23 protein-coding genes and 1 riboswitch are annotated in these 25,733 nt (G+C 72.1%); of the genes, 15 read left to right on the plus strand and 8 right to left on the minus strand.

Annotation, left to right across the window (positions count from 1 at the left end):
- Positions 1-104: 104 nt before the first annotated feature.
- Positions 105-1,034, minus strand: coding sequence for a non-homologous end-joining DNA ligase (gene ligD, locus OG406_RS02950; RefSeq protein ID WP_329183752.1), 930 nt, complete (start codon positions 1,032-1,034; stop codon positions 105-107).
- A 343-nt stretch (positions 1,035-1,377) separates the two neighbouring features.
- Here ligD and OG406_RS02955 point away from each other — a divergent pair, with 343 nt between their 5' ends.
- The 8 genes from OG406_RS02955 to OG406_RS02990 all read left to right on the plus strand — a co-directional run bounded on the left by OG406_RS02955 (position 1,378) and on the right by OG406_RS02990 (position 9,813).
- Complete coding sequence (locus tag OG406_RS02955) at positions 1,378-2,406, plus strand: MDR family NADP-dependent oxidoreductase (protein ID WP_329183753.1); 1,029 nt, start codon at positions 1,378-1,380, stop codon at positions 2,404-2,406.
- A gap of 77 nt (positions 2,407-2,483) precedes the next feature.
- On the plus strand, positions 2,484-2,861 hold the full coding sequence (locus tag OG406_RS02960) for a MerR family transcriptional regulator (RefSeq protein ID WP_267049644.1): 378 nt from the start codon (positions 2,484-2,486) through the stop codon (positions 2,859-2,861).
- Positions 2,862-3,085: 224 nt separating this feature from the next.
- Positions 3,086-3,196, plus strand: a riboswitch (SAM riboswitch).
- A 35-nt stretch (positions 3,197-3,231) separates the two neighbouring features.
- Entirely contained in the window at positions 3,232-3,351 is a 120-nt protein-coding gene (locus OG406_RS02965) for a putative leader peptide (protein ID WP_323178221.1), read from the plus strand.
- 286 nt (positions 3,352-3,637) lie between these two features.
- Entirely contained in the window at positions 3,638-5,260 is a 1,623-nt protein-coding gene (locus OG406_RS02970) for an ABC transporter substrate-binding protein (protein WP_267049643.1), read from the plus strand.
- An 8-nt stretch (positions 5,261-5,268) separates the two neighbouring features.
- On the plus strand, positions 5,269-6,228 hold the full coding sequence (locus OG406_RS02975) for an ABC transporter permease (protein ID WP_267049642.1): 960 nt from the start codon (positions 5,269-5,271) through the stop codon (positions 6,226-6,228).
- The gene (locus OG406_RS02980) at positions 6,225-7,172 is read left to right on the plus strand and encodes an ABC transporter permease (RefSeq protein ID WP_164375526.1); all 948 of its coding nucleotides are present in this window, start codon (positions 6,225-6,227) and stop codon (positions 7,170-7,172) included. The genes OG406_RS02975 and OG406_RS02980 overlap by 4 nt, the downstream gene beginning before the upstream one ends.
- Positions 7,169-8,992, plus strand: coding sequence for a dipeptide ABC transporter ATP-binding protein (locus tag OG406_RS02985; protein WP_404122052.1), 1,824 nt, complete (start codon positions 7,169-7,171; stop codon positions 8,990-8,992). Before OG406_RS02980 ends, OG406_RS02985 begins: the two co-directional genes overlap by 4 nt.
- A complete protein-coding gene (locus OG406_RS02990) occupies positions 8,989-9,813 on the plus strand; it encodes a DUF1684 domain-containing protein (RefSeq protein WP_327407836.1) in 825 nt (274 codons plus the stop codon). Before OG406_RS02985 ends, OG406_RS02990 begins: the two co-directional genes overlap by 4 nt.
- Positions 9,814-9,948: 135 nt before the next feature.
- Here OG406_RS02990 and OG406_RS02995 read toward each other — a convergent pair whose 3' ends face one another.
- Positions 9,949-10,263 carry a WhiB family transcriptional regulator gene (locus tag OG406_RS02995; protein ID WP_164375529.1) on the minus strand — a complete coding sequence of 105 codons (315 nt, stop codon included), beginning with the start codon at positions 10,261-10,263 and terminating at the stop codon, positions 9,949-9,951.
- A 270-nt stretch (positions 10,264-10,533) separates the two neighbouring features.
- Positions 10,534-11,232 carry a YoaK family protein gene (locus OG406_RS03000; protein WP_329183760.1) on the minus strand — a complete coding sequence of 233 codons (699 nt, stop codon included), beginning with the start codon at positions 11,230-11,232 and terminating at the stop codon, positions 10,534-10,536.
- A 326-nt stretch (positions 11,233-11,558) separates the two neighbouring features.
- Between OG406_RS03000 and OG406_RS03005 the strand changes: the two genes are divergently transcribed.
- The 4 genes from OG406_RS03005 to OG406_RS03020 all read left to right on the plus strand — a co-directional run bounded on the left by OG406_RS03005 (position 11,559) and on the right by OG406_RS03020 (position 14,002).
- Positions 11,559-12,791 carry a low temperature requirement protein A gene (locus OG406_RS03005; protein WP_267049639.1) on the plus strand — a complete coding sequence of 411 codons (1,233 nt, stop codon included), beginning with the start codon at positions 11,559-11,561 and terminating at the stop codon, positions 12,789-12,791.
- 105 nt (positions 12,792-12,896) lie between these two features.
- A complete protein-coding gene (locus OG406_RS03010; protein ID WP_164375532.1) occupies positions 12,897-13,154 on the plus strand; it encodes a hypothetical protein in 258 nt (85 codons plus the stop codon).
- Positions 13,155-13,446: 292 nt separating this feature from the next.
- On the plus strand, positions 13,447-13,803 hold the full coding sequence (locus OG406_RS03015) for a PRC-barrel domain-containing protein (protein ID WP_164375533.1): 357 nt from the start codon (positions 13,447-13,449) through the stop codon (positions 13,801-13,803).
- A gap of 25 nt (positions 13,804-13,828) precedes the next feature.
- Positions 13,829-14,002, plus strand: a complete 174-nt coding sequence (locus tag OG406_RS03020) for an HIG1 domain-containing protein (RefSeq protein WP_203661881.1) — start codon at positions 13,829-13,831, stop codon at positions 14,000-14,002.
- 69 nt (positions 14,003-14,071) lie between these two features.
- On the opposite strand, the gene OG406_RS03025 is transcribed toward OG406_RS03020, so the two are convergent.
- From OG406_RS03025 to OG406_RS03040, 4 genes are all read right to left on the minus strand, one after another.
- On the minus strand, positions 14,072-15,574 hold the full coding sequence (locus OG406_RS03025; protein ID WP_164375534.1) for a pyridoxal phosphate-dependent decarboxylase family protein: 1,503 nt from the start codon (positions 15,572-15,574) through the stop codon (positions 14,072-14,074).
- Positions 15,571-16,938, minus strand: coding sequence for an MFS transporter (locus tag OG406_RS03030; RefSeq protein WP_164375535.1), 1,368 nt, complete (start codon positions 16,936-16,938; stop codon positions 15,571-15,573). Before OG406_RS03030 ends, OG406_RS03025 begins: the two co-directional genes overlap by 4 nt.
- Positions 16,935-17,594: a TetR/AcrR family transcriptional regulator gene (locus OG406_RS03035; protein ID WP_164375536.1), complete on the minus strand. Its 660-nt coding sequence runs from the start codon at positions 17,592-17,594 to the stop codon at positions 16,935-16,937. Before OG406_RS03035 ends, OG406_RS03030 begins: the two co-directional genes overlap by 4 nt.
- A 226-nt stretch (positions 17,595-17,820) precedes the next feature.
- A complete protein-coding gene (locus tag OG406_RS03040; protein ID WP_164375537.1) occupies positions 17,821-19,044 on the minus strand; it encodes a serine hydrolase domain-containing protein in 1,224 nt (407 codons plus the stop codon).
- Between the two features lie 316 nt (positions 19,045-19,360).
- On the opposite strand from OG406_RS03040, the gene OG406_RS03045 reads away from it, so the two are divergent.
- Positions 19,361-20,701, plus strand: coding sequence for a PP2C family protein-serine/threonine phosphatase (locus OG406_RS03045; RefSeq protein ID WP_164375538.1), 1,341 nt, complete (start codon positions 19,361-19,363; stop codon positions 20,699-20,701).
- Between the two features lie 181 nt (positions 20,702-20,882).
- Positions 20,883-21,884, plus strand: a complete 1,002-nt coding sequence (locus OG406_RS03050) for a zinc-binding dehydrogenase (protein ID WP_164375539.1) — start codon at positions 20,883-20,885, stop codon at positions 21,882-21,884.
- 15 nt (positions 21,885-21,899) lie between these two features.
- On the opposite strand, the gene rox is transcribed toward OG406_RS03050, so the two are convergent.
- Positions 21,900-23,324, minus strand: coding sequence for a rifampin monooxygenase (rox, locus tag OG406_RS03055; RefSeq protein ID WP_329190623.1), 1,425 nt, complete (start codon positions 23,322-23,324; stop codon positions 21,900-21,902).
- 524 nt (positions 23,325-23,848) lie between these two features.
- Between rox and OG406_RS03060 the strand changes: the two genes are divergently transcribed.
- The gene (locus tag OG406_RS03060) at positions 23,849-25,660 is read left to right on the plus strand and encodes an arabinofuranosidase catalytic domain-containing protein (protein ID WP_329190625.1); all 1,812 of its coding nucleotides are present in this window, start codon (positions 23,849-23,851) and stop codon (positions 25,658-25,660) included.
- The last annotated feature ends 73 nt before the right edge of the window (positions 25,661-25,733 follow it).

Consider the following 25,733-nt stretch of genomic DNA (forward strand, 5'->3'; position numbering starts at 1 on the left):
TCCGATCGGGTGAAGCGCGGGCGCCCGGTCCGAGGGCTCTTTCCGGGCGACGGAGGGGTCCGGATTCGCCCACCGCGCGTCTGTCCGCCGGTCCCGTCGGGGCATCAGCCGCGCAGTGCGGCGAGCCGGCGCCCGGCGGGGCCGAGGCTGCGGCCGCGGTCCAGCAGCCCCTCCCAGGGTTTGGTGCGTGCCTGCTCGACGGCGTCGGCGATGGTCCAGCGGCGGGCGTCGAGGTCCGGATCGTCGAGTTGGCTCCAGGAGATCGGGACGGCCACGGGCGCGCCGGGCTTCGGGCGGACGGTAAAGGGCACCACGACGGTCTGCGCGTACGCGTTGCGCTGCACGTCGAGATAGAGCCGGTCGCCGCGGTCCTTCTTGCGGGCGGCGGTGGTGAGGCGGTCGGGGTGCGCCTCCGCGAGGGTCTCGGCGACGTCCTTGGCGAACGCGCGGACCTCGTCGAAGTCCTGGTGTCCGTCGAGCGGCACGACGACGTGCAGGCCACGCGAGCCCGTGGTCATCGGCGCCGAGGGGAGCTTCAGCGCGTCGAGAAGTTCGCGCACCGCCCGGGCCGCTTCGCGCACGGCGGCGAAGTCGCCCTCCGTCGCCGGGTCGAGGTCGATGACGAGCCTGTCGGGACGTTCGACGTCGCCCGCCTTCGACAGCCAGCGGTGCAGGGTGAGGCAGGCCTGGTCGGCGAGGTAGACGAGGGTCGCGGTGTCCCCGCAGACGGGGTGGAGGACCGTGCCGCCCTCCTTGCGCACCTCGACCCGCTCGATCCAGTCCGGGTAGTGGTCCGGCGTGTTCTTCTGCATGAAGCGGGGACCGTCGATCCCGTCCGGGTACCGCTCCAGCATCAGGGGGCGGCCCCTCAGATGGGGCAGCATGAAGGGGGCGACGGCGCGGTAGTACGCGACGAGGTCCCGCTTCGTGTACTCCTTGCCGCTCCCGCTCGCCGGGAAGAGCACCTTGTCCGGCCGGTGCAGGTCGAGCGTGCGGCGACCGACCCGCACGGTGTGGGTGCCGGAGCCGGCCATCGCGCCATCCTTCCGTCGACGTTCGGGCGGCGCGAAAGCCGCCGTACCCGCTCTCCACGCAACACCGCGGACGGACGTCCTGCCACGGGAACGGACGCACGACTCCGCGTTCCGCCCGGCCGACGGCCGGTTTCCGAGCGACCGGTCCATGGCGCCGTCCGTGCGCGCGGGTACCCGGCTGCCACGCCCCGTAACGCGCGCACCGCGGCCCATGGGGCCGGGCCATCGGGCTTGCCCTTGACCCGCACGTCAGGGTTTAGCGTGCCTCGGCCGGTGGGGCGATGGTCCACCCGACGTACGCACCGGCTCGCCTCTCGCCCTCGTCCGGACCCGGAGTCGCCCCATGGCCGTTCAAGCACCGCCCACCACCCGCGAGATCCACCTAGTCGGCGCGCCCGTGGGGTTGCCGGCGCCGGAACACTTCGCCGTCGTCGAGACAGCGCTGCCCACACCGCGGGCGGGCCACGTCGTCGTCCGCAACCGGCACTTCCTCGTCTTTCCAGGGTTGCGGACGCTCATCGGGGGCGAGGTCGAGGGGGTCCCGTTGCCGCCCGTCCACGTTGGCGACGCCCTGTTCGGACCCGCCGTCGGGGAGGTCGTCACCGCGGGCGCCGGCAGCGCGCTGCGCCCCGGCGACCTGGTCTCTCACCTGCAGGGCTGGCGGGAGCACGCCCTGCTGAGCGACGACGACTGCGTGCCGCTGAGTGACGTGCTGGACGACCCCGTCGCGTTCCTGTCGTCCGGGGCCGCCGCGTACGCGGCGCTCACCCGGCTCGCCGGCGTGCGTCCCGGCGACACCGTCCTCGTCACCGGAGCCGCGGGAGCCGTCGGGAGTCTCGCGGGCCAAGTGGCCCGCCTCCTGGGCGCCGAACGCGTCGTGGGCACGACCCGCTCGGCGCGCAAGGCCGAACGGCTCACGGCCGAACTCGGCTACGACGCGGTCGTGGTCCCGGGCACGGCACCGCTCGCCGAACAGCTCGCCGCCGCGGCGCCCGACGGCATCGACGTACTCCTCGACACCGTCGGCGGCGAACAGTTGACCGCGGCCGTCGGCGCGGCACGGCGGGGCGCGCGGTTCGCGTTGGTGGGCGCGCTCTCCGGGCAGCTGTCGGCCGACCGCGACGGCACCACCGCGCCCGCGGAGGTCGACACGTTCCGTGTCATCACACTGGGGATCACGCTGCGGGGACTCAGCAGCTCAGATCTCGGTGAAGCGGCCGAGGAGTGGAACACGCGCTTCGGGGACTGGCTGCGCTCCGGTGAGATCGTCTTCCCCCACGTCCGGATCGCGGGCATTGATCGCGCGCCCCGGGCGTTGCAGGAACTGTTCGAGGGGCGGCACATCGGAACCGTCGTCGTGGACGTCACGTAGCGGTCGGCTCCGCGGGACCGTGGACTCCCGCGTCCTCGAGGGTCGTCGACGCGGCACCGGGTGAAAGCGGGGAGCGGATGCGGATCGGGGATGCGGCGGCAGCGGCCGGCACGACAGCACGTGCGCTGAGGTTCTACGAGGAGCGCGGGTTGCTGCCACCAGCGCGGCGCACGGCGGCCGGGCAGCGTGAGTACGGTCCCGGCGACGTCGCCCGGGTGAGGGTGATCCGGGACCTGCTCGCCCTCGGCCTGACGGTGGAGGACCTGTGCGGCCTCGCCGACCGCATCCCCCTGCTCGTCGACGACCCGCGCAGACGGTGTTCCGGCGGTACGGACAGTCCCGGAACCAGCGTCGTCCACCGCCGACTGGCCGCGCTGGACGCCGAGATCGACCGTCTCACCCGGCTGCGCACCCGTCTGGCCGCTCGGACCGGCCGCACGACCGACCGATCCTGAGCGGCACGTCGGACGGCGGCGGCGCGGTGGGTGCCGCCTTCGCGATCGGTCACGACGGCCGGTGTCCGGCCCCTTGGGGACCGCGCCAAGGCCCGCACGATCAGGGCCAGTTGTTGCGGCCGCATGAAATCCCTCGGCCCGACGTGCTGCGGCTGCTGGGCCGACGCCCTTCGCCGCGATCTCGTCATTGACGGATCGGAGAATCGATTCGTACGATCGCGACCGGCATTGAGTGTCAGCGTCAAGCCCTGGCTCGCTGACCGGCAACCCTCCTCCGCGGTGGGGTGCTCCAGGTGAAAGCCCGGCGTGGTCGCCCGACCCCGCAAGCGCGAACCCGCCCCGGCAGGGGGCCGAGACAGGGAGGCCCGGCGTGCGGAACGACAGCAGCGACCTGAGCGCCTCGATCGCGGCCGCGGCGATGTTCTCCGGGTTCTCGCGCCGCCGCCACATCGACCTGGAGCGCTCCGCCAGCTGCCTGTGTCGCGGCTGACGACACGCTCGGCCGGCCGACGCACGTAGTCGGCTCCTTCCTGAGGCTGCGAGCAACAGCCCCTGTTCCCCCCGGCGTTGTGAGGTCGGCGTACGCACCGCGCACGCGCCGTCGACGCACCCCTTCCCCGCCCGGCCGGGCCCCGACGCTTCGTCCGGGCCCGGACCCGAGCCACCGAACCGACTTTGTCGTCCGATCGGTGCCGCCCGTCCACGGCTGCGCCGTCCCGCTTCGCCCTGTCCGCACCGGACCGGCGCAGCGACTCTGGAGTAGGAGAACCCCTTCCGTGACATCCCACCCGGACACCCGATCCGCCCGATGGACGGCAGCCGCCGCTGTCGTGACGAGCGGCATCCTGCTGAGCGGCTGCTCGTCGAGTGACGGCACCGGTTCGAGCGGCACCGACGGCCGGGCCAGGTCCGGTGGCACGCTGACCTTCGCGGTGGGGTCCGACGCCGGGTGCGTGGACCCGCAGCAGGTGGGCAGCAACGACAGCATCTACTCGGTGCGCCAGGTCGTCGACTCGCTGACCGACCAGGACCCCAGGACCGGCAAGATCGTGCCCTGGCTGGCGAAGAGCTGGGACATCAGTTCCGACACGACGACGTTCACCTTCCACCTGCGGTCGGGCGTGACGTTCAGCGACGGCTCCCGGCTGACCGCCCAGGTGGTCAAGGACAACTTCGACGCCGTACCGAAGCTCGGCGCCCTGGCCACCCTCGCCCAGGGCTACCTGAGCGGGGTGCGGAACACCGAGGTGGTCGATCCGAGCACCGTCCGGGTGACGTTCAAGAAGCCCAACGCACAGTTCCTCCAGGCCACTTCGACCCACTCGCTGGGCATCGAGTCGTCGGCGAGCGTGAAGCTGAGCCCGCAGGAGAAGTGCAGCAAGGGAGTGGCCGGCTCGGGGCCCTTCACGCTGTCGGACTACGTACAGAACCGCTCGGTCACGTTGAGCAAGCGCGCCAAGTACGCCTGGGGTTCATCGCTGTGGGCCAAGAAGGGCGAGGCGTACCTGGACAGACTCGTGTTCAAGGTCGTGCCCGAGGCGGGCGTGCGGAGCGGGAGCCTGCAGTCGGGTCAGGTCGACGCGATCGGCAGCGTGGGCAAGGCCGACGAGACGGCGCTCAAGGGCGGTGCGGTGAACCTGCAACGCCGGGCCAACCCCGGCGTCGTGTTCAACCTCGGCCTGAACAACTCCCGCCCCCTGCTCAAGGACGCGAAGGTGCGGCAGGCCCTGCAACTCGCCGTCGACCGGCAGCAGATCGTGGACGCCGTCTTCCCGACGGGAACCGAGCCGGCCACCAGCGTGCTGGCGCACACGACACCGAACTACGCGGACCTCGGACCGGACCTGTCCTTCGACGCGGCGAAGGCCAAGTCGCTGCTGGACGCCGCCGGATGGAAGACCGGGAGTGACGGCGTCCGGTCGAAGGGCGGCACCAAGCTGCGTCTGACCGTCAAGTGGTTCGCCAACGCGGCCACCAACCAGCCGGCGCTGGAGCTGATCCAGCAGCAGCTGAAGGCGGTGGGCGTGGACGTCGTGCTCAAGCAGCTCCAGATCACCCAGTTCGCCCCGACGCTCCAGTCGGGCGACTTCGACGCGGTGTGGGGCAACGTCACGCGGGCCGACCCGGACATCCTGCGCAGCTCCTACTCCACCGAGCTGGCCAACTTCTACCACCTGCCCGCGAGTCCGCTGGACACCGCGCTGAACCGGCAGGCGGCGACCGCCGATCCTGACCGGCGCGGCGAACTGGTGAAGACCGCGCAGGAGTTGCTCATCCGGAAGGCGTACATCATTCCGGTGGTGGAGCTGGAGACCCAGTTGGGTGTGGCGAAGAAGGTGCACAACCTCGACTTCGACGCCTCCAGCCGCGTCCAGCTGCACGACACGTGGATCGGCTAGCGGCCGGCATGCGTCGCTATGTGATCAAACGTATCGCGCAGGCGGTCGGGGTGCTGTGGGCGGCCTACACGGTGTCGTTCCTGGTGCTGGACTACCTGCCCGGTGATCCGGTCTCGGCGATGGCCGGCGCCGGAGCCGACTCGGGGCAGGTCGACCCGGCTCAACTCGCCGCCCTGCGACACCAGTACGGCTTCGACAGGCCCGTGCCGGTCCAGTACGCCGAGGCGCTCGGCCGCGCGGTGCGCGGGGACTTCGGGGACTCCGTGTCCACGGGCCGCCCGGTCACCTCGTCGCTCGGCGACGCCCTCCCGCAGACCCTGCAACTGACGGGCGCGGCCCTGCTGCTGGCCGTGCTGCTCGGGGGCGGTGTCGCCCTGCTCGCGACGTACACCACTCGACGCTGGCTGCGGCAGCTCCTGCTGTCGCTGCCCCCGCTGGGGGTGTCCGTCCCGACGTTCTGGGTCGGCCTGCTGCTGGTCGAGGTCTTCTCCTTCCGGGCGAGGCTCTTTCCCGCGTTCGGCAACGACGGGCTGCGCGGGCTGGTGCTGCCCGCCGTGACGCTGGCGATCCCGACCGGCGCACTGGTCGCGCAGGTGCTGGCGAAGAGCCTCCTCACGGCGCTGGACCAGGCCTATGTGGAGACCGCGCGGGCCAAGGGCGCGGGACGGGTGCGGATCCATCTGCGGCACGCGCTGCGCAACGCGTCGCTGCCCGCGCTGACCGTCGTGGGGCTGCTGGCCGGACAGCTGATCGCCGGCTCCGTGGTGGTCGAGACGGTGTTCTCCCGGGACGGCCTGGGGCGGGTGACCGCCGCCGCGGTCGCGGCCCAGGACATCCCACTGGTCCAGGGGGTCGTGGTGTTCGGGGCGCTGATCTTCGTGTCCGCCAACCTGATCGTCGACCTCGTCTATCCCGTGCTGGACCCGCGGATCGTGGTCCATTCGAGGAGGAGGGTGAGTCCCGCATGAGTCAGACCCTTGCCGAGGACGTGGCCTCGGGAGCGGCCACCGGCCTCGCCCGAGCGGTCGATCCCGGCCCGGGGACGGGTACCGAACCAGGTCCGGAGGGTCCCGGCCCCGGCGCCGGACGTCGGCGGCTCCTTCGCTTCCTGGTGCGCCGGCCCGGGCTGCTGGCATCGGCACTGGTGGTGGTGCTGATCGTCCTCGCGGCCTTCTGGCCCGAACTGTTCACCTCACGGGACCCGCTGCACGGGGTGCCGTCGGAGAACTTCCGCGCCCCTGACGGCGCGCACTGGTTCGGCACCGACGAACTGGGACGCGACGTGTTCTCCCGTGTCGTGCACGGCGCCCAGCTGTCGTTGAAGGCGACGCTGCTCGCGGTGGCTGTCGCGTTCGTCGTCGGCGGGCTGACCGGGCTCGTCGCCGGGTTCGTGGGCGGCTGGGTCGAGGACGTGCTGATGCGTGTCGTGGACGTCCTGCTGTCCATCCCCTCGCTGTTCCTCTCCCTGGCGCTGGTCACGGCGCTGGGCTACGGGACGGTGAAGGTCGCCGTCGCCGTCGGGATCGCGAGTGTGGCCGGGTTCGCCCGGGTGACCCGGGCCGAGGTGCTCCGGGTCCGGCAGGCGGTGTTCGTCGAGGCGTCGCGGTCGTGCGGCGCCCGCTGGTACACGGTGCTGGGCCGGCACGTCCTGCCCAACGCGGTCGGCCCGGTGATCGTGCTGGCGACGCTCGACTTCGGTGCCGCCGTACTGGCCGTTTCGTCGCTGAGTTTCCTCGGCTACGGAGCACCGCCCCCCGCCCCGGAGTGGGGCACGCTGATCGCCGACGGCCGCAACTACATGGCCAATGCCTGGTGGCTCACCGCTCTGCCGGGTCTGGCGATCGCGGCCACCGGGCTGGCCGCCAACCGCATCGCGCGGGCGCTGGACGGCGAATGGTCCCGGCAGCGATGAAAGCCCTCCGCACGACACGGACCCACGACGCCGAGACGAGCACCGCCGTGACGAACACGCCCACGCCGAACGACCACGCGAAGGACCGACCCGCCGCCGAACCGCAGGACGAGGGCACCCCGCTGCTCCGCGTACGGGGCCTGTCGGTCTCGTACCGGACCCGCGGAGGCACCGTACGAGCGGTGAGCGGGGTCGACCTCGACGTGTGGCCGGGCCAGGTGACGGCGGTGGTCGGGGAGTCGGGCTCGGGCAAGAGCACGACGGCGCACGCGATCACCCGACTGCTGGCGGCGAACGGGAGCATCGACGCCGGGACGATCCGCTTCGGCCGCCACGACGACCTCACCGCGCTCTCGGAGCGCGAACTGCGGGCCGTACGCGGCACGAGCATCGGCTTGGTGCCCCAGGATCCGACGGTGTCGCTGAACCCCGTCAAGCGCATCGGTGAGCAGGTCGCCGAGGTGCTGCGCATCCACGGCCTGGCCTCACGACGCTCCGCCGCGTCGGAGGCGGTCGGCGTTCTGGAACGCGCCGGAATGCCCGACGCGGCCACCCGCGCCCGGCAGTACCCGCACGAACTGTCCGGCGGGATGCGCCAGCGTGCCCTGATCGCCATCGCCATCGCGGGCAGGCCCCGGCTGATCATCGCCGACGAGCCGACCAGCGCCCTGGACGTGACCGTGCAGCGCGTCATCCTCGACCATCTGGAGCACCTCGCACAGGAGTCGGACACCGCGGTCCTGCTGGTGACGCACGACCTGGGCGTCGCCGCCGACCGGGCCGGGCGGATCGTCGTCATGTCCCAGGGCCGCGTCGTGGAGGCCGGCCGCACCGCCGACGTGCTGGAGAACCCGCAAGACCCCTACACCAGGCAGTTGTTGGCCAGTGCCCCGAGCCTGAACACCGCCCGCCCCCGCGTCACGGTCACCGGGGCCGCCCCGTCCGCGAGCCCTGCCGACACACCCCTGCTCGAACTCCACAACGTCGTCAAGGAGTTCAGGCTGCCCGCCGCCCCCGAGTCGCCGCGCACCCTGCGCGCGGTCGACGACGTCAGCCTCACACTGCGCCGAGGCCGCACGCTCGCGCTGGTCGGCGAGTCCGGCTCCGGGAAGTCCACCACCGCGCGGCTGGCACTCCGGCTGACCGATCCGACCGACGGGCGGGTCCTGTTCGACGGCGAGGACGTCACCGACGCCCGCGGTTCGCAGGCCAGGCAGCTCCGCAGGCGCGCCCAACTCGTCTACCAGAACCCGTACGCCTCACTGGATCCCCGGTTCTCCGTCGGCGAAGTGATCACCGAGCCGCTGCGGGCCTTCAAGGTGGGGGACGGTGCCTCCCGTCGGGCCCGGGCGCGCGACCTGCTCGACCGGGTCGCCCTCCCCGCCTCGATGCTCGGCCGCCGCCCGGCGGAGCTGTCCGGCGGGCAGCGCCAGCGCGTGGCGATCGCCCGCGCGCTCGCCCTGTCGCCCGACCTGGTCGTGTGCGACGAACCGGTGTCCGCGCTCGACGTGTCCGTCCAGGCCCAGGTCCTCGACCTGCTCGCGGAACTGCAGGCCGACACCTCGGTGGCGTACCTCTTCATCTCGCACGACCTGGCCGTCGTACGGCAGATCGCGCACGAGGTCGCGGTGATGCGGTCCGGTCGTATCGTCGAGACCGGTACCACCGAGGAGCTGTTCGCCGACCCCCGTCACGACTACACCCGCGAGCTGCTGGCCGCGATCCCCGGCGGCCGGCACTCCCTCCCCGCCGCGCCCTCCGTCGCCCGGCAGACCCCGCCCGAGGGCGACTCCGTCGACCTGATCAAGGAGCACATATGACCGTGCAGGACAGTCCGACAGACCTCCACGCCTTCACCGAGGCCTGGCAGGAGTGGCACAGCCGTCAGGAGGCCCGGCTCGCGGATCCGCACGGCTTTCTGGCGATCACCGGTCTGCACTGGCTCAGCGAGGAGCCGCAGCGCTTCCCCGACGCTCCCGGCGCCTGGCGGACCGGCGCGGACGGGGTGACGGTGGTCCTCGGCGAGGGCGAGGAACTCGTTCTCGGCGACACGACCGTGCGGGGCGAACACCACTTCGGGGTGCTGCCGGAGCGCAGCAGCGTCAACGCCGTCTGGGGCGACGCGGTGATCGAGGTGGCCAAGCGCGGCGGGCACGACATCATCCGTCCCCGGCACCCCGACACGCCTCTGCGGGCCGCGTTCACCGGCACACCCGCCTACGCTCCGCATCCGCGCTGGACGGTGACCGGGCGCTACGAAGCGTTCGACACACCACGTCCGACGACGGTGGGAGCCGCGGTCGAGGGTCTTGAGCACGTCTACGACGCGCCGGGAAGGATCAGCTTCGAGCTGGACGGGCAGGAGTTGGCACTCACCGCGTTCCCCGGCCATGCGGCCGGCAGCCTGCTCGTCCTGTTCACCGACGCGACCTCGGGCGTCACCACGTACGCCGCGAACCGCGCCCTCGCCCTGGACCCGCCGGCCGAGGACGGCACGGTCGCCCTGGACTTCAACCGGGCCGCGAACCTGCCCTGCGCGTACACGGACCTGGCCACCTGCCCGCTGCCTCCGGCGGAGAACCGGCTGCCGCTGGCGATAGATGCCGGCGAGAAGATCCCCTACGAGCGCGGCGGGTCATGAGCCGCGCCTGACCTCAGGGTGCCGGTGCCGCTCCGACGACGGGGCGGGCGCCGGCGCCCCGCGCGGTGGACGGCCGGACAACGGGCGGGCATCAGTACCCCGCTCGTGTGGCCTCCGCGCGGACGGGCGCGGACCTCAACTCGCCCTGGACCCCGTCAGCACCACGTCCCGCCCGGCCCGCTCGTGTTCCACCCGGGCCGTCTCCAGGAGCCGTCGCCAGGAGGTGACCGTGGGGCGCCGGCGGAGCAGGGCCCGGCGTTCGCGTTCCGTCATGCCGCCCCACACGCCGTGCTCGATGCGCTGGTCCAGCGCATAGGAGAGGCACTCGGTCAGAACAGGACAGCCACTGCACAAGGCTTTGGCGCGGTTCTGCGCCGCACCCTCGACGAACAGCTCGTCAGGGTCGGCCTTGCGGCACAGCCCTCGGTCGCTCCAGTCGGTGCTCGCCATCTCGTGATGCCGTCCTCTCCCCTGGCCCCGCGCCTGCTAGTTGCCCCCTTGCCGTGAGCAACAGGCATATGACACTACGCCTTTCGAGGATCGTCACTCTATCTGCAGTCCGTCACCACACCTTCGGGTGATCGAAGCTTGCCTCCGGCACGCGAAAGCGCTAAAGAAGCTCATCCCGGATCAAACAACGCCGGAAGATCGGCAGAGGACGACGCGGCGAGGTGCTGGATCCGATTGATCCCGATCCTCAGCAGCCCGTTTCCGACGGTCTCAGCGGTCGGAACGGAGCTTCTTCCCCGAAGTGGCGCGCACGACGACCACCAGAGCCGCCGTCACGAGCACGGCGGGGATCGCCGGCGCCCCGAGACGGGCCCAGCGGACGGCGAGACCACCGAGGGCCGCGCCCACGGGGATGAGGGCGACGATCAGGGCGACATGCCGGTCGAACGTACGGCGCTGCACGACGTCAGCGACCAGTCCGGTGAGGGCCCCGGTCATGTACGCCGTCGTCTCGGCACCCCCGGTCACGATCCGGACGCCGCCGTTCTGGCATCCCATGGCCAGCGAACTGGCCGCCAGCAGCGCCGCCCGTTGCGTCGCTCCCGGCTCGCCGCCCACGCCGAGCCAGAAGATCCACACCCCCCACAGCAGCACGCACTCGGCCATGAGGGCGGCCCGCACTCCCCCGGTCCGGTGACGCCGTCGTCCGAGCCCCACCGCAGCCCTGCTGCCGAGCACCACGCCCACCACGTAGGCGACGATCGCCAGCGCCGCGAGGCGGGTCGTCCCGGGATGCCCGCCGCCGAGGCCCAGCCCGAGCAGGGCGAGGTTGGCGGTCATGACGCTGGTGAACACCCCGCCGAGCACCAGGAACCCGACCGCGTTGACGCAGCCCGCGGCCGCGGTCAGCAGGTACTGCGCCGTCCGGTCCAGCGCCGGGGCGGAGGTGTGGCCGCGATCGGCGGGCATGGCTCCTCCGTTCGCCGCTGCGTGTGCCGTCGTTCGCCGCCGGGGCGGGCCCGCGGACGTCCGGCAGCGGTACGGCGGGAGCCGCCGGGCCTCCCACGGTATAGCCGCCGTCGGAAGGGCGCCCGGTCGGCGGCGGGTTCGCGCGGCGGCGGTTCCCCGACCGGGCGTCGGCGCCACGTCCTCGCGGAAGGGCCGCGCCCGGTGTGACCTGGCTAGGGTTGGGGTTCTCCTCGGCACGCCGGACCCGCCGGGGCGGGTGTGCGGACGGACATGGTGGGTGCGCCATCCGGCCGACCGGCCGTTGTCGTGAGAGCGCAGGGAGCGTTGTGAACGAGGTATCGACCGCCCGGCCGGAGCCCGAGGCCGAACGGCACGCCAGCTGGCTGGAGTTGTTCTTCGACCTGGTCGCCGTGGCGGGCGTGGCCCAGATCGCGCACCTGCTGCACGGCGAACCGGGTCTGCCGGACCTCGGCATGTACGCCCTGTTGTTCCTGGCGCTGTGGACCGCGTGGATCTGCTTCACCCTCTACGGGAACGTGGCCGGGGAGGGCACCCATGCCCGCACGGTGCTGGCCGCGATGTTCGGGATGGCGGTGATGGCGGCCGCGGTGTCCGGCGTCCACGACGGTGACCACGGTCAGGCCAGGGCCTTCGCCCTCGCCTACGTCCTCATCCGGCTCCTGGCCAACCGGGCGTGGGAGTTCCGCCGCGAGATCCTCGTCGACTGGCCCGCCGCCCAGATGTCGCTCGGCGTGATCCCGTGGATCGTCTCGCTGTGGGTGCACGAACCCGCCCGCTACTGGCTGTGGGCTCTGGGCATCGCCCTCGACCTGTACGTCACCTTCAGCGTCTCCGCCCGGGACATCGTGCAGAGCCGCGAGGCCCACCGGCGTCGGGAGGCCCGCCGTTCGCACGGCAAGGACGAGACGCGCCCCCCGCGCCGCGACGAGGGGCCCGTCTCGCTCGCCGCGGCGCAGGCCGACCACCTGAGCGAGCGGCTCGGCCTCTTCGTGATCATCGTCCTCGGCGAAGGGGTGGCGCAGATGATCGACGCCGCCTCCGAGACCGAGTGGACCAGGAAGCTCTACGCCTTCGCCGTCGCCGGGTTCTTCCTCCTGGTCTCCCTGTGGTCGTTGTCCTTCCGGCACGGCTACGCGGGCGTGCCGCACCTGACCGCGCAGTCGCTGCCCGCCCGGGCTGCACTCCCCCTGCACTGCTTCGTGTCCGGCTGTCTCGCCGCCCTGGCGGCCGGCCTGGGCGCGGCGGTCGAGCACCTGCACTCCCTTCCGTCCGGCACCCGATGGCTGCTCTGCTCGTCGCTGGCCGGGTACTTCCTGCTCAGCGGCGTCGCCACGCTGCGGCACGCGGCCCGGGAGCGCCGCTGGCTGCTGACCGTCGCCCTGCCGTGCACCGCGCTGCCCCTGCTGGTCGCCGCCTTCGGGGCCCGTCTGGCGACGGTGAGCGTGGTCTGGCTGCTCGTGGCGATCACGATGTGGCCGACGTACTACGAGAGCCGACGGGCGAAGAGCGCGCGGGCCGCCGCCGCCTCGACGACATGACGCCACGAGGAGGGCCGAATACGGGAGGACACCGGACTCCGGGGCGGGTACCTGCCCCGTGCGCCTCTCCCACGACCGGTGCGGGAAGGACTTAAATACCGTCACATGACTACCGAACCGCAGAGCTTCACGATCCTGCTGGTCCCCGAGCACCTGGCGGACGGGGGCGGTACGGCCCCCGAAGAGGCCGCGGTGCGCTCCGCGGTCGTCGAGGCGACCGGTGAGATGGGTGAGACGGGCTATCCCCGTTACGCGGGGCAGGGCTTCGTCGCCGACATCGACCCCCGTACACGGGTCGTGGAGGGCGTCCTGGTCGACGGTTCGGAGCTGGACTACGGAATGGCGGCCGTGGTCGCTTCCTGAGCAGCACGGTGGCGGCCCCGACCGACCGGGCACGTGGCCGCCCGACGAACCCCGCCCGGCAGACCATTCCCGTACCGCTCGACGTATGGCCCGGCGCCCCGCGCAACCGGAGCACCACCCCGGTGAACCGCACGCGACTGCGCCCCGGCGACCCGTCCCCGGCCGTACCGACCGAGGACATGGCCCCACCGGACGTCCCAGCACGTCAGCCCCTGCCCACGGGCAGGACTACAGAGGCGACGCAAGGGCATCAGGCCTACGATCGGGGGTACTCCGACTGTGGAGGTTCAAGATGTTCGAGGCAGGTGACATCCGCGAATGGCGTGGCCACGACGTGGTGGATTCCGGTGGCCACAAAATCGGCATGCTGGAGTCGGTCTACGTGGACACGGCGACCGATGATCCGTCCTTCGCCACGGTGACGGTGGGCATGCCCACTCGGCGCCGCCTGGTGTTCGTCCCGCTCGACGGCGCGACCGTCGGCCCCGGGTACCTGAAGGTCGTTCACGACAAGAATCTCGTCAAGAAGGCTCCCTCGATCGACACGGACGGCGTACTGCCCGCCGAGGACGAGCCGGGAGTCTTCGCGCACTACGAGCTCGCGTACACACCGGGCGCGAAGGGCGAGCGTCGCCTCGCCCGCCGTTGAACCGCCGAAGCCGCCTGGAGACCCGATGAGCCTGTTCCTCTTCCTGATTCTCGTAGCCGTCGTTCTGGGCATCATCGGCGTGGTCGTCCACGGCCTGTTCTATCTGCTGGTCATCGGATGCGTCGTGCTGCTCGGCGCACTCGCCTACGGCGCGATGCGCTTCCGCCGCGGCGGCCGCAGGCAGCGCATCGCCCGCTGACCGGCCACCTCGCCCTCCCGCCTCCGTCCGGGCCGCGACCGACTCGTGTCGGCGCGGCCCGAGTTGCGTTCAGCCTCCCAGGTACGGGCTGTACAGCGCGGACAGGAAGCGGGTGACGATCACCTCGCGGGTGGCCGGCGGGAGGGCGTCCAGGAGACGGTTGACCGGCGCCATGCGGGACGCGTCCTCGCCGGTGAGGTCGACGCCCGCGGCGGGCAGGAGCGCGGCGAAGGAGGCGTTGTCCAGCGCGGTCAGGTCCACCTGCCCGAGCAGGTCGACGATGTCGGCGGGAGGCGTCGGGGGGCCGAGGGGACGGACGACGTCGACGCAGGCGCGCAGGACGGCGAGGAGGCCGTCGACACCGTCCTCGCTGACGCCGGTCAGCGTCAGGTGCAGGTTGGCGGGGAGGCCGTCGAGACTGAGTTGGGGCTGGAGGAAGTAGCCCCGGGCACGGGTCTCGTCGGCGAGGGCGAACAGGTCGAGCGGGGCCCCGGCGGCCGGGTCGGTGCCGATCGCGACGAGGGTGGCGTCCGGGGTGCCGAGGACGGTGAGGCCGTCGATGGCCTCGACTCCGGCGATCAGCCGGCGGGTCGCGGAGAGGGCGGCGCGGCCGAGTTCGCGGTATCCGTCGGCGCCGAGCGACTGCAGCGTGGCCCAGGCTCCGGCGAGCGGTCCGGCCCCCTTGCTGCTCTGGATGGTGGAGTTGACGACCGTGTAGCCGGGCCAGGTGGCGCAGGCGTAGTAGGCGCCGAGGCGCATCGCCTCGTCGCGGAACAGCAGGACCGAGGCCCCCTTGGGCGCGTAGCCGAACTTGTGCAGGTCGCACGAGAGCGAGGTGACGCCCGGGACGGACAGGTCGAAGGCGGGTATCGCCGCACCGGCCTCCGCGAGCCAGGGCAGCAGCCAGCCGCCGACGCAGGCGTCGACGTGGCAAGGGATGCCGCGGGCGGCGGCGTCGGCGGCGATCTCGGCGACGGGGTCGATGACTCCGTGTGCGTAGGACGGCGCGGAGGCGACGACGAGGACGGTGTTCTCGTTGCACAGGGCGGCGGTCGCGGCGGGGTCGGCGCGATAGGTCGACGGGTCGACCGGTGCGCTGCGTACGGTGACGCGCAGGTAGCTGCCGGCCTTGTGGAAGGCGGCGTGGGCGGTGACGGGGACGACGATCTCGGGGGCGAGGATGTCGGGGCGGGCGTCGCGTGCGGCCTTGACGGCCAGCATGATCGACTCGGTGCCGCCGCTGGTGAAGATGCCCGGGGTGGTGTCGTCGCCGCCGAGCCGGCAGGCCGTCGCGCCGACCACCTGGCGTTCCAGGGCGACGATGCTCGGGAACGCCGTCGGGTCGAGGCCGTTGACCTCCATCATCGCCACGTAGGCCTGTTCGGCGGTGTCGCGGACCTCGGGGCGCCCGCTGTCGTAGACGTACGCGGTGGTGTGGCCGCCGCGGGTGGGCAGGTCGGCCGCGGTGAGGACGGCGAGTTCGGCGAGGAGCTCGGTGCCGGGGCGGCCCGTCTCGGGCAGGCCGGGGTGGGCGGAGCGCGGGGTGGTGGAGGCCTGCTGAGGAGTCGTCATCGGGTGGTTTCCGTTTCTTGCGGGGCGCGACGGCGGCCGTAGGCGCGCAGGGCAGGCAGGGAGAGCAGCATGAGCAGGGCGGGGACCAGGCTGAAGCCGAGGAGGATGCCGGTCCGCGCGGTGGCGGTCTGGGCGACCGGGTGGTCCAGGGTGGAGGACACGAAGCCGGTGGCGGCGAGGGCGATCGAGTAGGCGCCGGGTCCGGCGGCCAGGCCGAAGGTCTCTCCGGCCGTCCAGAGCCCGGTGAACGCGCCGGACTGCACCTGGCCCGTCCTGGCGCTGTCGGCGTGCACGGTGTCGGGCAGCAGGGCGAGGGGAAGGACCTGGAGGGCCGCGTAGCAGATGCCGAGCAGCGCGCAGAGGGCGAGCGTCGCGGTGACCGCCGCGGTGCCGCTTCCGCTGCCGGCGGCGGGCAACAGGGCTGCCGCGCCGAGGGCGTAGCCGCAGGTGGCGACCGTGAGGCAGCGCAGTCGGCCCCAGCGTCCGGCGGCCTTGGCCCACAGGGGGACGGCGACGGCGCTCGGCGCGACCAGGCAGACGAAGAGCACCGAGGTGAGGCCGTAGCCGCCGAGCCGGTAGGTGGCGACGTACGGTGCGGCGGCCAGCATGATGGCGACGGCGGCGGCCTGGAGGACGAACGAGGCAAGGAGTGCGAAGAAGGCGCGGTTTCCCCGTGCGGTGCGGAACGCCGCGACCAGGCCGAGGGGTTCGGGTCCGGGGTGTGAGCGCACCCAGCGGGTCCCGAGGGCGGGGACGAGCAGGACGGCCGCGATGACCAGGCCCACGGTCAGCGCCATCACCGCGTACCCGGTCCGGCCGCCGCCCGCGGCGCCGACCAGGAGGGGAGCCGCGCCGCCGGCTATCAGGATCCCCAGGGTCAGGAAGACGATCCGCCACACCATGATCCGGGTGCGGGCCGCCGGGACGGAGGACATCTCGGTGGGCAGGGCGACGTAGGGCACCTGGAAGAGGGCGAAGGCGCTGGCGGCCAGGACGAAGGTGACGGCCACCCAGATCGCCGCGCCGCCGCCGGTCGTCGGCGAGAGGAACATCGCGGCGAAGGCCGCGGGAAGGGCGAGTGCGCCGGCGACGAGGAGCCGGGTCCGTCGGCCGGTGCGGACGGCTTCCCGGTCGCTGGCCGCGCCGACGAGGGGGTTGAAGACGGCGTCCCACGCCTTGGGCAGCGCGACGACCAGGCCGGCGATTCCGGCGGGGACGGCGAGTGCGTCGGTCATGAAGTAGAGCAGCAACAGGCCGGGGACGGTGGCGAACAGGCCGGTGCCGACGGAGCCGAGGCCGTAGACGAGGAGCCGTCGCCGGGTGAGTTCGCCGGCGGCTGCCGTAGGGAGCGCGACGGTCGTCATCCGTGCTCCGGGTCGTTCGGTGCCGGGGTGCCGAGGCCCAGATCGCGCAGGACGAGAGCGCGCAGGTGGGCGCGGAAGCGCGGGACCTCGGCACGGACGGCGGAGCGGCAGAAGCCGTGCGTGCTCCAGAGCACGGTCCATACGGTCATCTCGACGTCGGCGGGCACGGCGGACACGTCCGGCAGTGCGGCCAGGGCCTCGCCGACCGTGTCGCGGACGGAGTCGATGAGGGGGCGCGCGTAGGACGCCTCCAGGTCGGCGAACTCGGCGGCGTCCGCGAGCCAGCGGCGCATCCACAGGGCGGGGATGTGCGGCTGGTCGAGGCAGAAGTCCAGGTACCGGTCGACGAGTCCGGTGACGGCCGCGGCCGGATCGGTGGGGGCGAGCGTCCGGAAGGTCCGCAGCGCGTCCGCCAGTACCCGTTGTTCGGCGAGGTGGGCGCGCAGCATGACCTCGCGGTACAGGTCCGGCTTTCCGCCGACGTGGTAGGCGACGGTGGCCATGTTCAGGCCGGCTTCCGCGGCGATGCGCCGGGTGCTGGTGCCGTCGTATCCGTGGTCGGCGAAGAGGGCGGTGGCGGCGGCGACGATGCGTTCGCGGCTGGCGTCGGAGGGCGCCGGTGCGGCGGCCGGTGAGGCGGGTGGCGACTCGGGCATGGCGGGGAGACTACGCGGCCGGGACCTCTCAATCAATCGATTGATGGAGACAGGTTCGACGACCTCGGCGCGGGCGGCCTGTACGGACGACGGCCCCCGCGGGCGGGGCGGCCGAGGGGCCGCCCCGCCCGAAGGGGCCGCTGGGCACCGGACTCACCGATCCGGCGCTCGGTCCGAGCCGGGGCCGGCACCGCGGGGTGGGCGGACCGGCCTCGGCTCGTCCGTGTCACCGGGTCTGCGGCGACAGTGGCTTGAGGGCGACCGAACCGTCGTAGACGTTCTTCGGGGTGATGACGCTCGTGACCGCCCGGGCGAGGAGGGTGGACGGCTCCTGGCCCTGGTACGTGATGTCGGTGTTGATCAGGATGACCAGGGTGGCCTTCTGCGAGGGCAGGTAGACGGTCACGCTCTCGTAGCCGGGGATGGAACCGTTGTGCCCGATCCAGCCGTTGGCGTTGAAGATGCCGAGGCCGTAGCTCAGGCCCGGGAAGCCGGTCGGCAGGGTCTTCAGCCGCTGCGCCTGGGTCTTCGGGCTGAGCAGCTCACCGGTGGCGACGATCTTCGCCCAGCGCCGCAGGTCGTGCAGGTTCGAGATCATCGCACCGGCGGTCCAGCCCCAACTGGGGTTCCAGTTGGTGGAGTTGGTCACCTCGCCGTTCAGTGTCTGGTTGGTGTAGCCCTGCGCGTGCGGCTTGGGGAACCAGGCGTTGCTCGGGAGCAGCGTGTGGTGCAGGTGGGACGGGTGGAGTACCTGCTTGTCGATGAAGTCGACGGCGCTGGTGCGGGCGACCTTCTCGATCACGAGCCCGAGCAGGATCAGGTTGGTGTTGGAGTACTGGAACTGTGTGCCGGGCGCGAAGGTGTTCTTGTGCTTGAAGCCGTAGGCGAGCACCTGGCGCGGGGTGAACGAACGGCTCGGATCGCTGAGCAGGGTGTGGATGAAGTCCGCGTCGGCGGTGTACGGGAACAGGCCGCTGCGCATCTCGGCGAGTTGGCGCAGGGTGATGTGGCGGCCGTTCGGAACGCCCCGTACGTACTGGGAGATCGGGTCGTCCAGGCCGAGGCGGTGGTCGTCGACGAGCTTGAGCAGCGCGGTGACGGTGAACGTCTTCGTCTCGCTGCCGATCCGCGAGTAGAAGTCGGTCCTCATCGGCTTGCGCGTGGCGGTGTCGGCGATGCCGGTCGCGCGGACGTAGCAGCCCTTGCCGGGCATCCACACCCCGACGACGACGCCGGGAATGGAGGCCTGCTTGCGGACGTCCGCGACGGCCTTGTCCAGCCGGGCGTTCGTCTTCCGGCCGAGACCGCCCTGCGGGCAGTCGACGCCGTCCGGCCGGTCGACGGCCGCGGTGCGGGGGGCCGCCGTGGCGGGCACCACCGCCATGGGGGCCAGCACCGACGCCGCGAGCACTGCTGCGGCGACGAGTCGGCGGGAGGGGGTACGTCGCATGTCGGGGCACCTCTTCCAGTTCAGGGGTGAGAGCTGTGGGGGCAAGCGTCACCATCCGGCCCGTGGGTGGAGCCTCCGGCCGGTCCGCGTACCGTCGAGTCCACTCGTTCGGAGCCAGGTGGGCGGCCGGTTGCGGTCCCCGTCGGCGGGCCCACATCTCGGGACGGCCACAGCTTCTGCCTCTTCGGGCGGCGGGCCGATGGCGGTGTGCGCGGGGCGATACTGTTGCCGTGCGTCAAATGTCTTGGCGCCCGGCGGTCCGATCGCCGTCGTCGCGCCCGTGGGACACGGGCGTGGGGGGACAGGGGAACGCCGGATGCAGGATGTCGAATTCGCCGCTGGGCTGCGCCCCGACGGTCTGCCGGCGGCGTTGTCCGATCCGAGGCGACTCGCCGCGGTGGAGGCGACCGGCCTGCTGGACACCGGTCCCGAGGAGGCCTTCGAGGACCTGGCGCGGCTCGCCGGAGCGGTGACCGGCTGCGGACGCGCCTTCATCACGCTCGTCGACGACCACCGCTCGTTCTGGAAGTCCTGTGTCGGCGTGCCGGCCCAACGCGTGAACGAGCGGCAGAGTTCCGTACGGGACAGCCTCTGCTACTTCCTGGTCGGGCTGGCCGGGGATCCGTTCGTCGTCGAGGACGCGGCGTCGGATCCACGGACCCGTGACCACCCGGCGGTCGTCCCGATGAAGATCGGCGCCTGGGCGGGGTATCCCATCCTCGGGCCGGGTGGGCACGTGCTGGGCAGCCTGTGCGTGATCGACGACAGTCCGCACGTCTGGCGGCCCTCGGAGCTCGGCTCCCTCGCGACCATGGCCCGCGCGGTGAGCAACGAGATCAACATGCGCACCTCGCTGGCGACCGTTCAGGACGCCCTCGCCACCGCCCAGGAAGCGCTGGAGCAGTCCAACACGCTCGCCCGCAGCCTGCAGGACAGCCTGCTGCCTCCGACCCTCCAGCAGGTGCCGGGGCTGGAGGCGGCCGCGTCCTATCTGCCCGCGGCCGGCGGCACGACCGTGATCGGTGACTTCTTCGACCTCTTCCACGCGAAGGGGCCCTGGTGGTGCACGGTGATGGGTGACGTGTGCGGCAAGGGCGTCGAGGCGGCGAAGGTCACCGCCCTCGCCCGCTACACCCTGCGCGCCGAGGCGAGCCAGCACCTGTCGCCGGCCACCGTCTTCGAGCACCTGAACTCGGCGCTCATCGAGCAGCGCAAGGGCGAACGGTTCCTGACCGCCGTGTACGCCACGTTCCGCCTCACGCCGGGCGGTCTCTCCGGCCGGCTCTGCACCGCGGGCCATCCCCCGGCCCTGATCCGCCGGGCGAACGGCCGCGTGCAGGAGGTCGGCCGGCACGGCAGCCTGCTCGGTGTCCTGCCCCATGTCGCCCTGGCCGACGTGCGGTTCCGGCTGGGTCCGGGCGACGCCCTGCTCCTCTACACCGACGGCGCCACCGACGCCCGCGCCCGCCGTACCGCGGCACCTCGCGAGCGCCCGATGTTCGGGGAGGACGCACTGGCCGCGGCCCTGGCCGAGTGTCACGACCTCGACGCGCAGGGCATCATCACCCGCCTCGGTTCGCTGCTCGCCGAGCACAGCGGCAACTGGGCGAGTGACGACACCGCCCTGCTGGTGCTGCGGGTGCCCGAGCGGGACTGAGCGCCGCCCGGCGGGAGCCTCCCGGGACCGTCGACCCTTCGGCCGCGGGAACGCGGTGCGGAGGGTGGCGGGGCACGCCTCAACGGGCGCGATCTCGGGGGAAATCGGGAATGAAGTCGCCGTGGCCGGGTGTTGACCACCCCCGTCCGACTCTCCTGCCTCCGGGAAGAAGGCCAGGCCCATGACGTACCCGCCGACCACGATGCGTACCGTCCGGCTCACGGGCCCCGGGCCCGTGGACAACCTGCGCCTCACCACCCTGCCGCTCCCTCCCGAGCGGGACGGCTGGGTGCGGATCCGGGTCGAGGCGTTCGGGCTCAACCGCTCGGAGCTGAAGCTGCGACTGGGCGTGAGCGTGGGGGTCAGCTTTCCGCGCGTACCGGGGATCGAGGCCGTGGGCACCGTCGACTCCGCTCCGGACGGCTGCGGGCTGGTGCCCGGCCAGAAGGTCGTGGCGATGATGGGCGACATGGGACGCACCTACGACGGGGGCTACGCCGAGTACACGTCGGTGCCGTTGTCCCAGGTCATCCCCGTCGACACCGATCTGCCCTGGGAGGTGCTGGGTGCCCTGCCGGAGATGGTGCAGACCGCGTACGGCTCGCTGACCGTCGGACTGGACCTGCGGCCCGGCCAGTCCGTGCTGATCCGCGGCGGCACCTCCTCGGTCGGTCTGGCGGCCGCCGCGCTGGCCGGCTGGCGGGGCGCCACCGTGCTGTCCACGACCCGGCGCGCCGACCGTCTCGGTCTGCTGAAGGAGCGCGGCGTCGACCACCCGATCCTCGACACCGGTGAGGTCGCGCCGTCGGTGCGCGCGCTGTATCCCGGCGGGGTCGACGCGGCTCTCGATCTCGTCGGCACACCGACTCTTCCCGACACCCTGCGCGCGGTGCGCGTGCACGGGACGGTCTGCTTCGGCGGCAGCCTGTCGAACCAGTGGACGGTGCGGGACTTCTCCCCGAACGAGTACCTGCCGAAGGGGGTACGGCTGTCGGGCTATTTCGGCGACGCGGGGGACCTGCCGCGGGAGGTGTTCCAGGAGATCCTCGACGCGGTCGCGGGAGGCCGGCTGGACTTCCCGGTGGACCGCGTCTACGACGGCCTCGAGCAGGTGGCCCGGGCGCACGACGACATGGAGCACGACCGCGCCACCGGCAAGCTCGTGGTCCGCGTCCGGCACTGAGTGCGGCGAGCCCGCTCAACGGGCGGCGGCGCCGAACCACTTGGGCAGGTGGTCGACCAAGTCCCGCTGGTCCTCCCCGGCCCACGCCACATGGCCGTCCGGCCGCAGCAGCACGGCGGGCACGTCCAGTTCCTCGCTTCCGTCGACGATGTGGTCGACGCGGTCCGCCCAACCCTCCACGGAGAGAAGGCCGGTCCGGTCGAGCAGCAGGCCGCGCCCCTCGTGGGTGAGCGAGTAGAGGCGCCCGCGCTTCAGTTCCAGGTCCTTCATCCGCCGGCCGATCAGCGCGTGCCCCTCCCCGAAGTCGTAGCGGACGTCGACGGCGGTGATCATCCCGGTCACGTACCGGTTGACCTCCTCGAAGTCCATCAGCCGGTCGAACAGTGCCCGCAGCGCCGTGGCGCCGGCGTCGGTCCCGAGCAGGGTGATCTGCGCGCGGGTGTTGTCCAGCACGCGGGCGCCCACCGGGTGCCGTTCGTGGTGGTAGCTGTCGAGCAGCCCTTCGGGCGCCCAGCCGTCGACGGCGGCGGCCAGCTTCCAGCCGAGGTTGAACGCGTCCTGGACGCCGAGGTTGAGCCCCTGTCCGCCGGTCGGCGGGTGGATGTGCGCGGCGTCTCCGGCCAGCATGACCCGGCCGACCCGGTAGCGCTCCGCCTGCCGGGTCGCGTCGCCGAACCGGGACAGCCAGACCGGCGAGTGCACGCCGAAGTCGGTGCCCGCGACGGCGCGCAGCCGCTCCTTGAACTCCTCCAGGGTCGGGGCCGTCGCGCGGTCGGACACGCCCGCGGCGGGCACGACGACGCGGAACGTGCCGTCGCCGTTGGGGATGGTGCCGAACCTCAGCTGGGTCCTGCGGACTTCGGCGACGACGGCGGCGACCGTAGCCGGGTCCTCGGCCATCTCCATGTCACCCAGGAGTGTCTCGACGGTCGCCGGCTCGCCGGGGAAGCCGACGCCGAGGAGCTTGCGCACGATGCTCCGGCCGCCGTCGCACCCGGCCAGGTAGTGCGAGCGCAGCCGCGTGCCGTCCGCCAGCTCGACGGTCACGCAGTCCGCGTCCTGGCTCAGTCCGACGACTTCACTGCCGCGCCGGATCTCGGCGCCGAGTTCGAGGGCACGTTCGTGGAGCAGCCGCTCGGTGACCGGTTGCAGGGTGGACAGACCGTAGGGGTGGGCGGTGTCCAGCCGCTCCGGCCACGGTTTCGCGATGCCGCCGAAGAGCCCCCCGGCCTGGAACTTCTCGCTGACCGCGAGGAACCGGTCCAGCAGTCCGCGCTGGTCCATCACCTCGACGCTGCGGGCGTGCAGCCCGCGTCCGCGGGTCTCCTTGGTCGGTGCGGTCAGCTTCTCGAGCACGACCACGCGTACGCCGTGCAGGCGCAGCTCCGCGGCCAGCATGAGGCCGGTCGGCCCGGCACCGACCACGATCACGTCCGTCAACAAGATCCCGCACACCTCCGACAGAGCAATGAATCAGGTATTCGACCGAGGGCGCAAAACGGCACGTTCCGGGGTCGGTCGAGGATTGTGCCGCAGGTGGGGGGCCTTGCCGCAAGGCCCCCCGTGCGCTATACGTTGAGAGTGGAAAGGGGTGAGCACTCCCCCGTTCCCCGCGGGTGACCACTCCCCCGCTCGCTCGCCCTCCACAACCACCCCCGGGCCTCTGCGTACCCTCCAGCCGGCGCGCCCGGGCACAGGTCGACGGGCCGACGACCCCCGTAAAGCCACAGGTTCAGACACCGAGAAAAGGTCGACCAAAAAGAAAAGCAACAAATATTGACGCAATCGACCAGCGCGCGTAACTTCCGACCCAGTCGTCAGGCGGCCCGAACTCGGCTGCCCCGAGGGCGAGTTGTAGCTCCATCCTCCACCTGGGAGCACATATGCGCAGAAAAAGATCTGCCCTCTCGCGTCTCTTCCCCTGGTCGGCGGCCTCGCCGACGTCTCGACTGCGCCGGGCACTGATGTCCGTCGCCGCCGCCACCGGTCTCCTGGTCACCGTGATCGTCGGACTTCCCGGCGTCGCGCAGGCCGCGGGATCACAACCCTGCGACATCTACGCCGGCGCGGGCACTCCCTGCGTCGCGGCGCACAGCACGACCCGGGCCCTGTTCTCCGCGTACAACGGCCCGCTCTACCAGGTCACCCGCGCGTCCGACGGCGCCACCGCCGACATCGGGCTGCTGTCGACGGGCGGCTACGCCAACGCCGGTCAGCAGGACGCCTTCTGCGCCTCCACCACGTGCAGCATCTCCAAGGTGTACGACCAGACGTCCCGGCACAACGACCTGTTCCCCGGTCCGGCGGGCACCGCCGGGATGGGCGCGGACCGGGGCGCCGACGCGAGCGAACTGTCCGTCACGGCGGGCGGCCACAAGGTGTACGGCATCTGGATCTCCCCCGGCGTCGGCTACCGCTCGCACGGCGCCGCGTCCGGCACCGCCGTCAACGGCCAGGCCGAAGGTGCCTACATGGTGGCCAGCGGCACCCATGTCGGGTCCGCGTGCTGCTTCGACTACGGCAACGCGGAGGCGACCCCGGCCGACACCGGCAACGGTCACATGGACGCCGTGTCCATCGCGACCACCTGCTACTTCGCCCCGTGCAGCGGTTCCGGACCCTGGATCGAGGCCGACCTGGAGAACGGCATGTTCCAGGGCGACAACGGCTCCAACACCGCGAACAAGGGCAACAACAGCGCGTACGTGACGGCCGTCCTCAAGAACAACGGACAGACGACGTACGCCCTGAAGGGCGGCAACTCCCAGTCGGGCGGCCTGACGACGTGGTGGGACGGGGCCCTGCCGTCACGGGGCGGCTACCGGCCGATGCAGCAGGAGGGCGGCATCATCCTGGGCACTGGCGGTGACAACAGCAACTGGAACATGGGCACGTTCTTCGAGGGCGTCATGGTCTCCGGCTATCCGACCGACGCCGCCGAGAACGCCGTGCAGGCGAATATCGTCTCCGTCGGTTACGCCGGCCAGACCAACGTGCCGAACGGCCCGCAGGGAACCATCACGGGGCCGGGCAACCAGTGCGTCGACGTCGCCGCGGACGACACCGGGGTGAACGGCGCCGCCGTCGCCCTGTGGAACTGTCAGTCGTACGCCGAGGACCAGCACTGGTCGCACTTCGCCAACGGATCCCTCGTGACCATCGGCCGCTGCCTGGACATCGTCGGGAACGGCACCGCCAACGGCGCCCAGGTCGAGCTCTGGGACTGCAACGGGGTGGGCGGCCAGAAGTGGGTGCAGCGCGCCGACGGCTCGCTGTTCAACCCCCAGTCGGGCCGCTGCCTGGACTCGCCCGACGGCGCCACGGCCAACGGCACCCGGCTGCGGATCTGGGACTGCAACGGGTCCGCCGCCCAGAGGTTCACCGTCAACGCGGGCGCGCCCGTCGTGGGTCCGGGCGCCACCTGCGCCGACGTGGCCGGCGACGACAACGGGTCCAACGGCACCGCCGTACAGCTGTGGGGCTGTCAGTCGTACGCGGTCGACCAGCACTGGTTCCACAGCTCGGACGGCCGGCTGCACACGCTGGGCCGCTGCCTGGACATCGTCGGGAACGGCACCGCCAACGGCACCCAGGTCGAACTCTGGGACTGCAACGCGGCCGGCGGTCAGGTCTGGCAGCAACAGACGGACGGATCGCTGCGCAACCCGCAGTCGGGCCGCTGCCTGGACTCGCCCAACGGCACGACGGCGAACGGCACCCGCCTGCAGATCTGGGACTGCAACGGAGCCGCCGCCCAGAAGTTCGCACTGGGCTGACCGGCGCCGGTGCACCTCGGTCCGGCCGGACCTCCTCGCTTCCGGCCGGACCGTGCATGTCCCCCCACGAAGC

Source organism: Streptomyces sp. NBC_01428 (genome assembly GCF_036231965.1).
GTDB lineage: Bacteria > Actinomycetota > Actinomycetes > Streptomycetales > Streptomycetaceae > Streptomyces.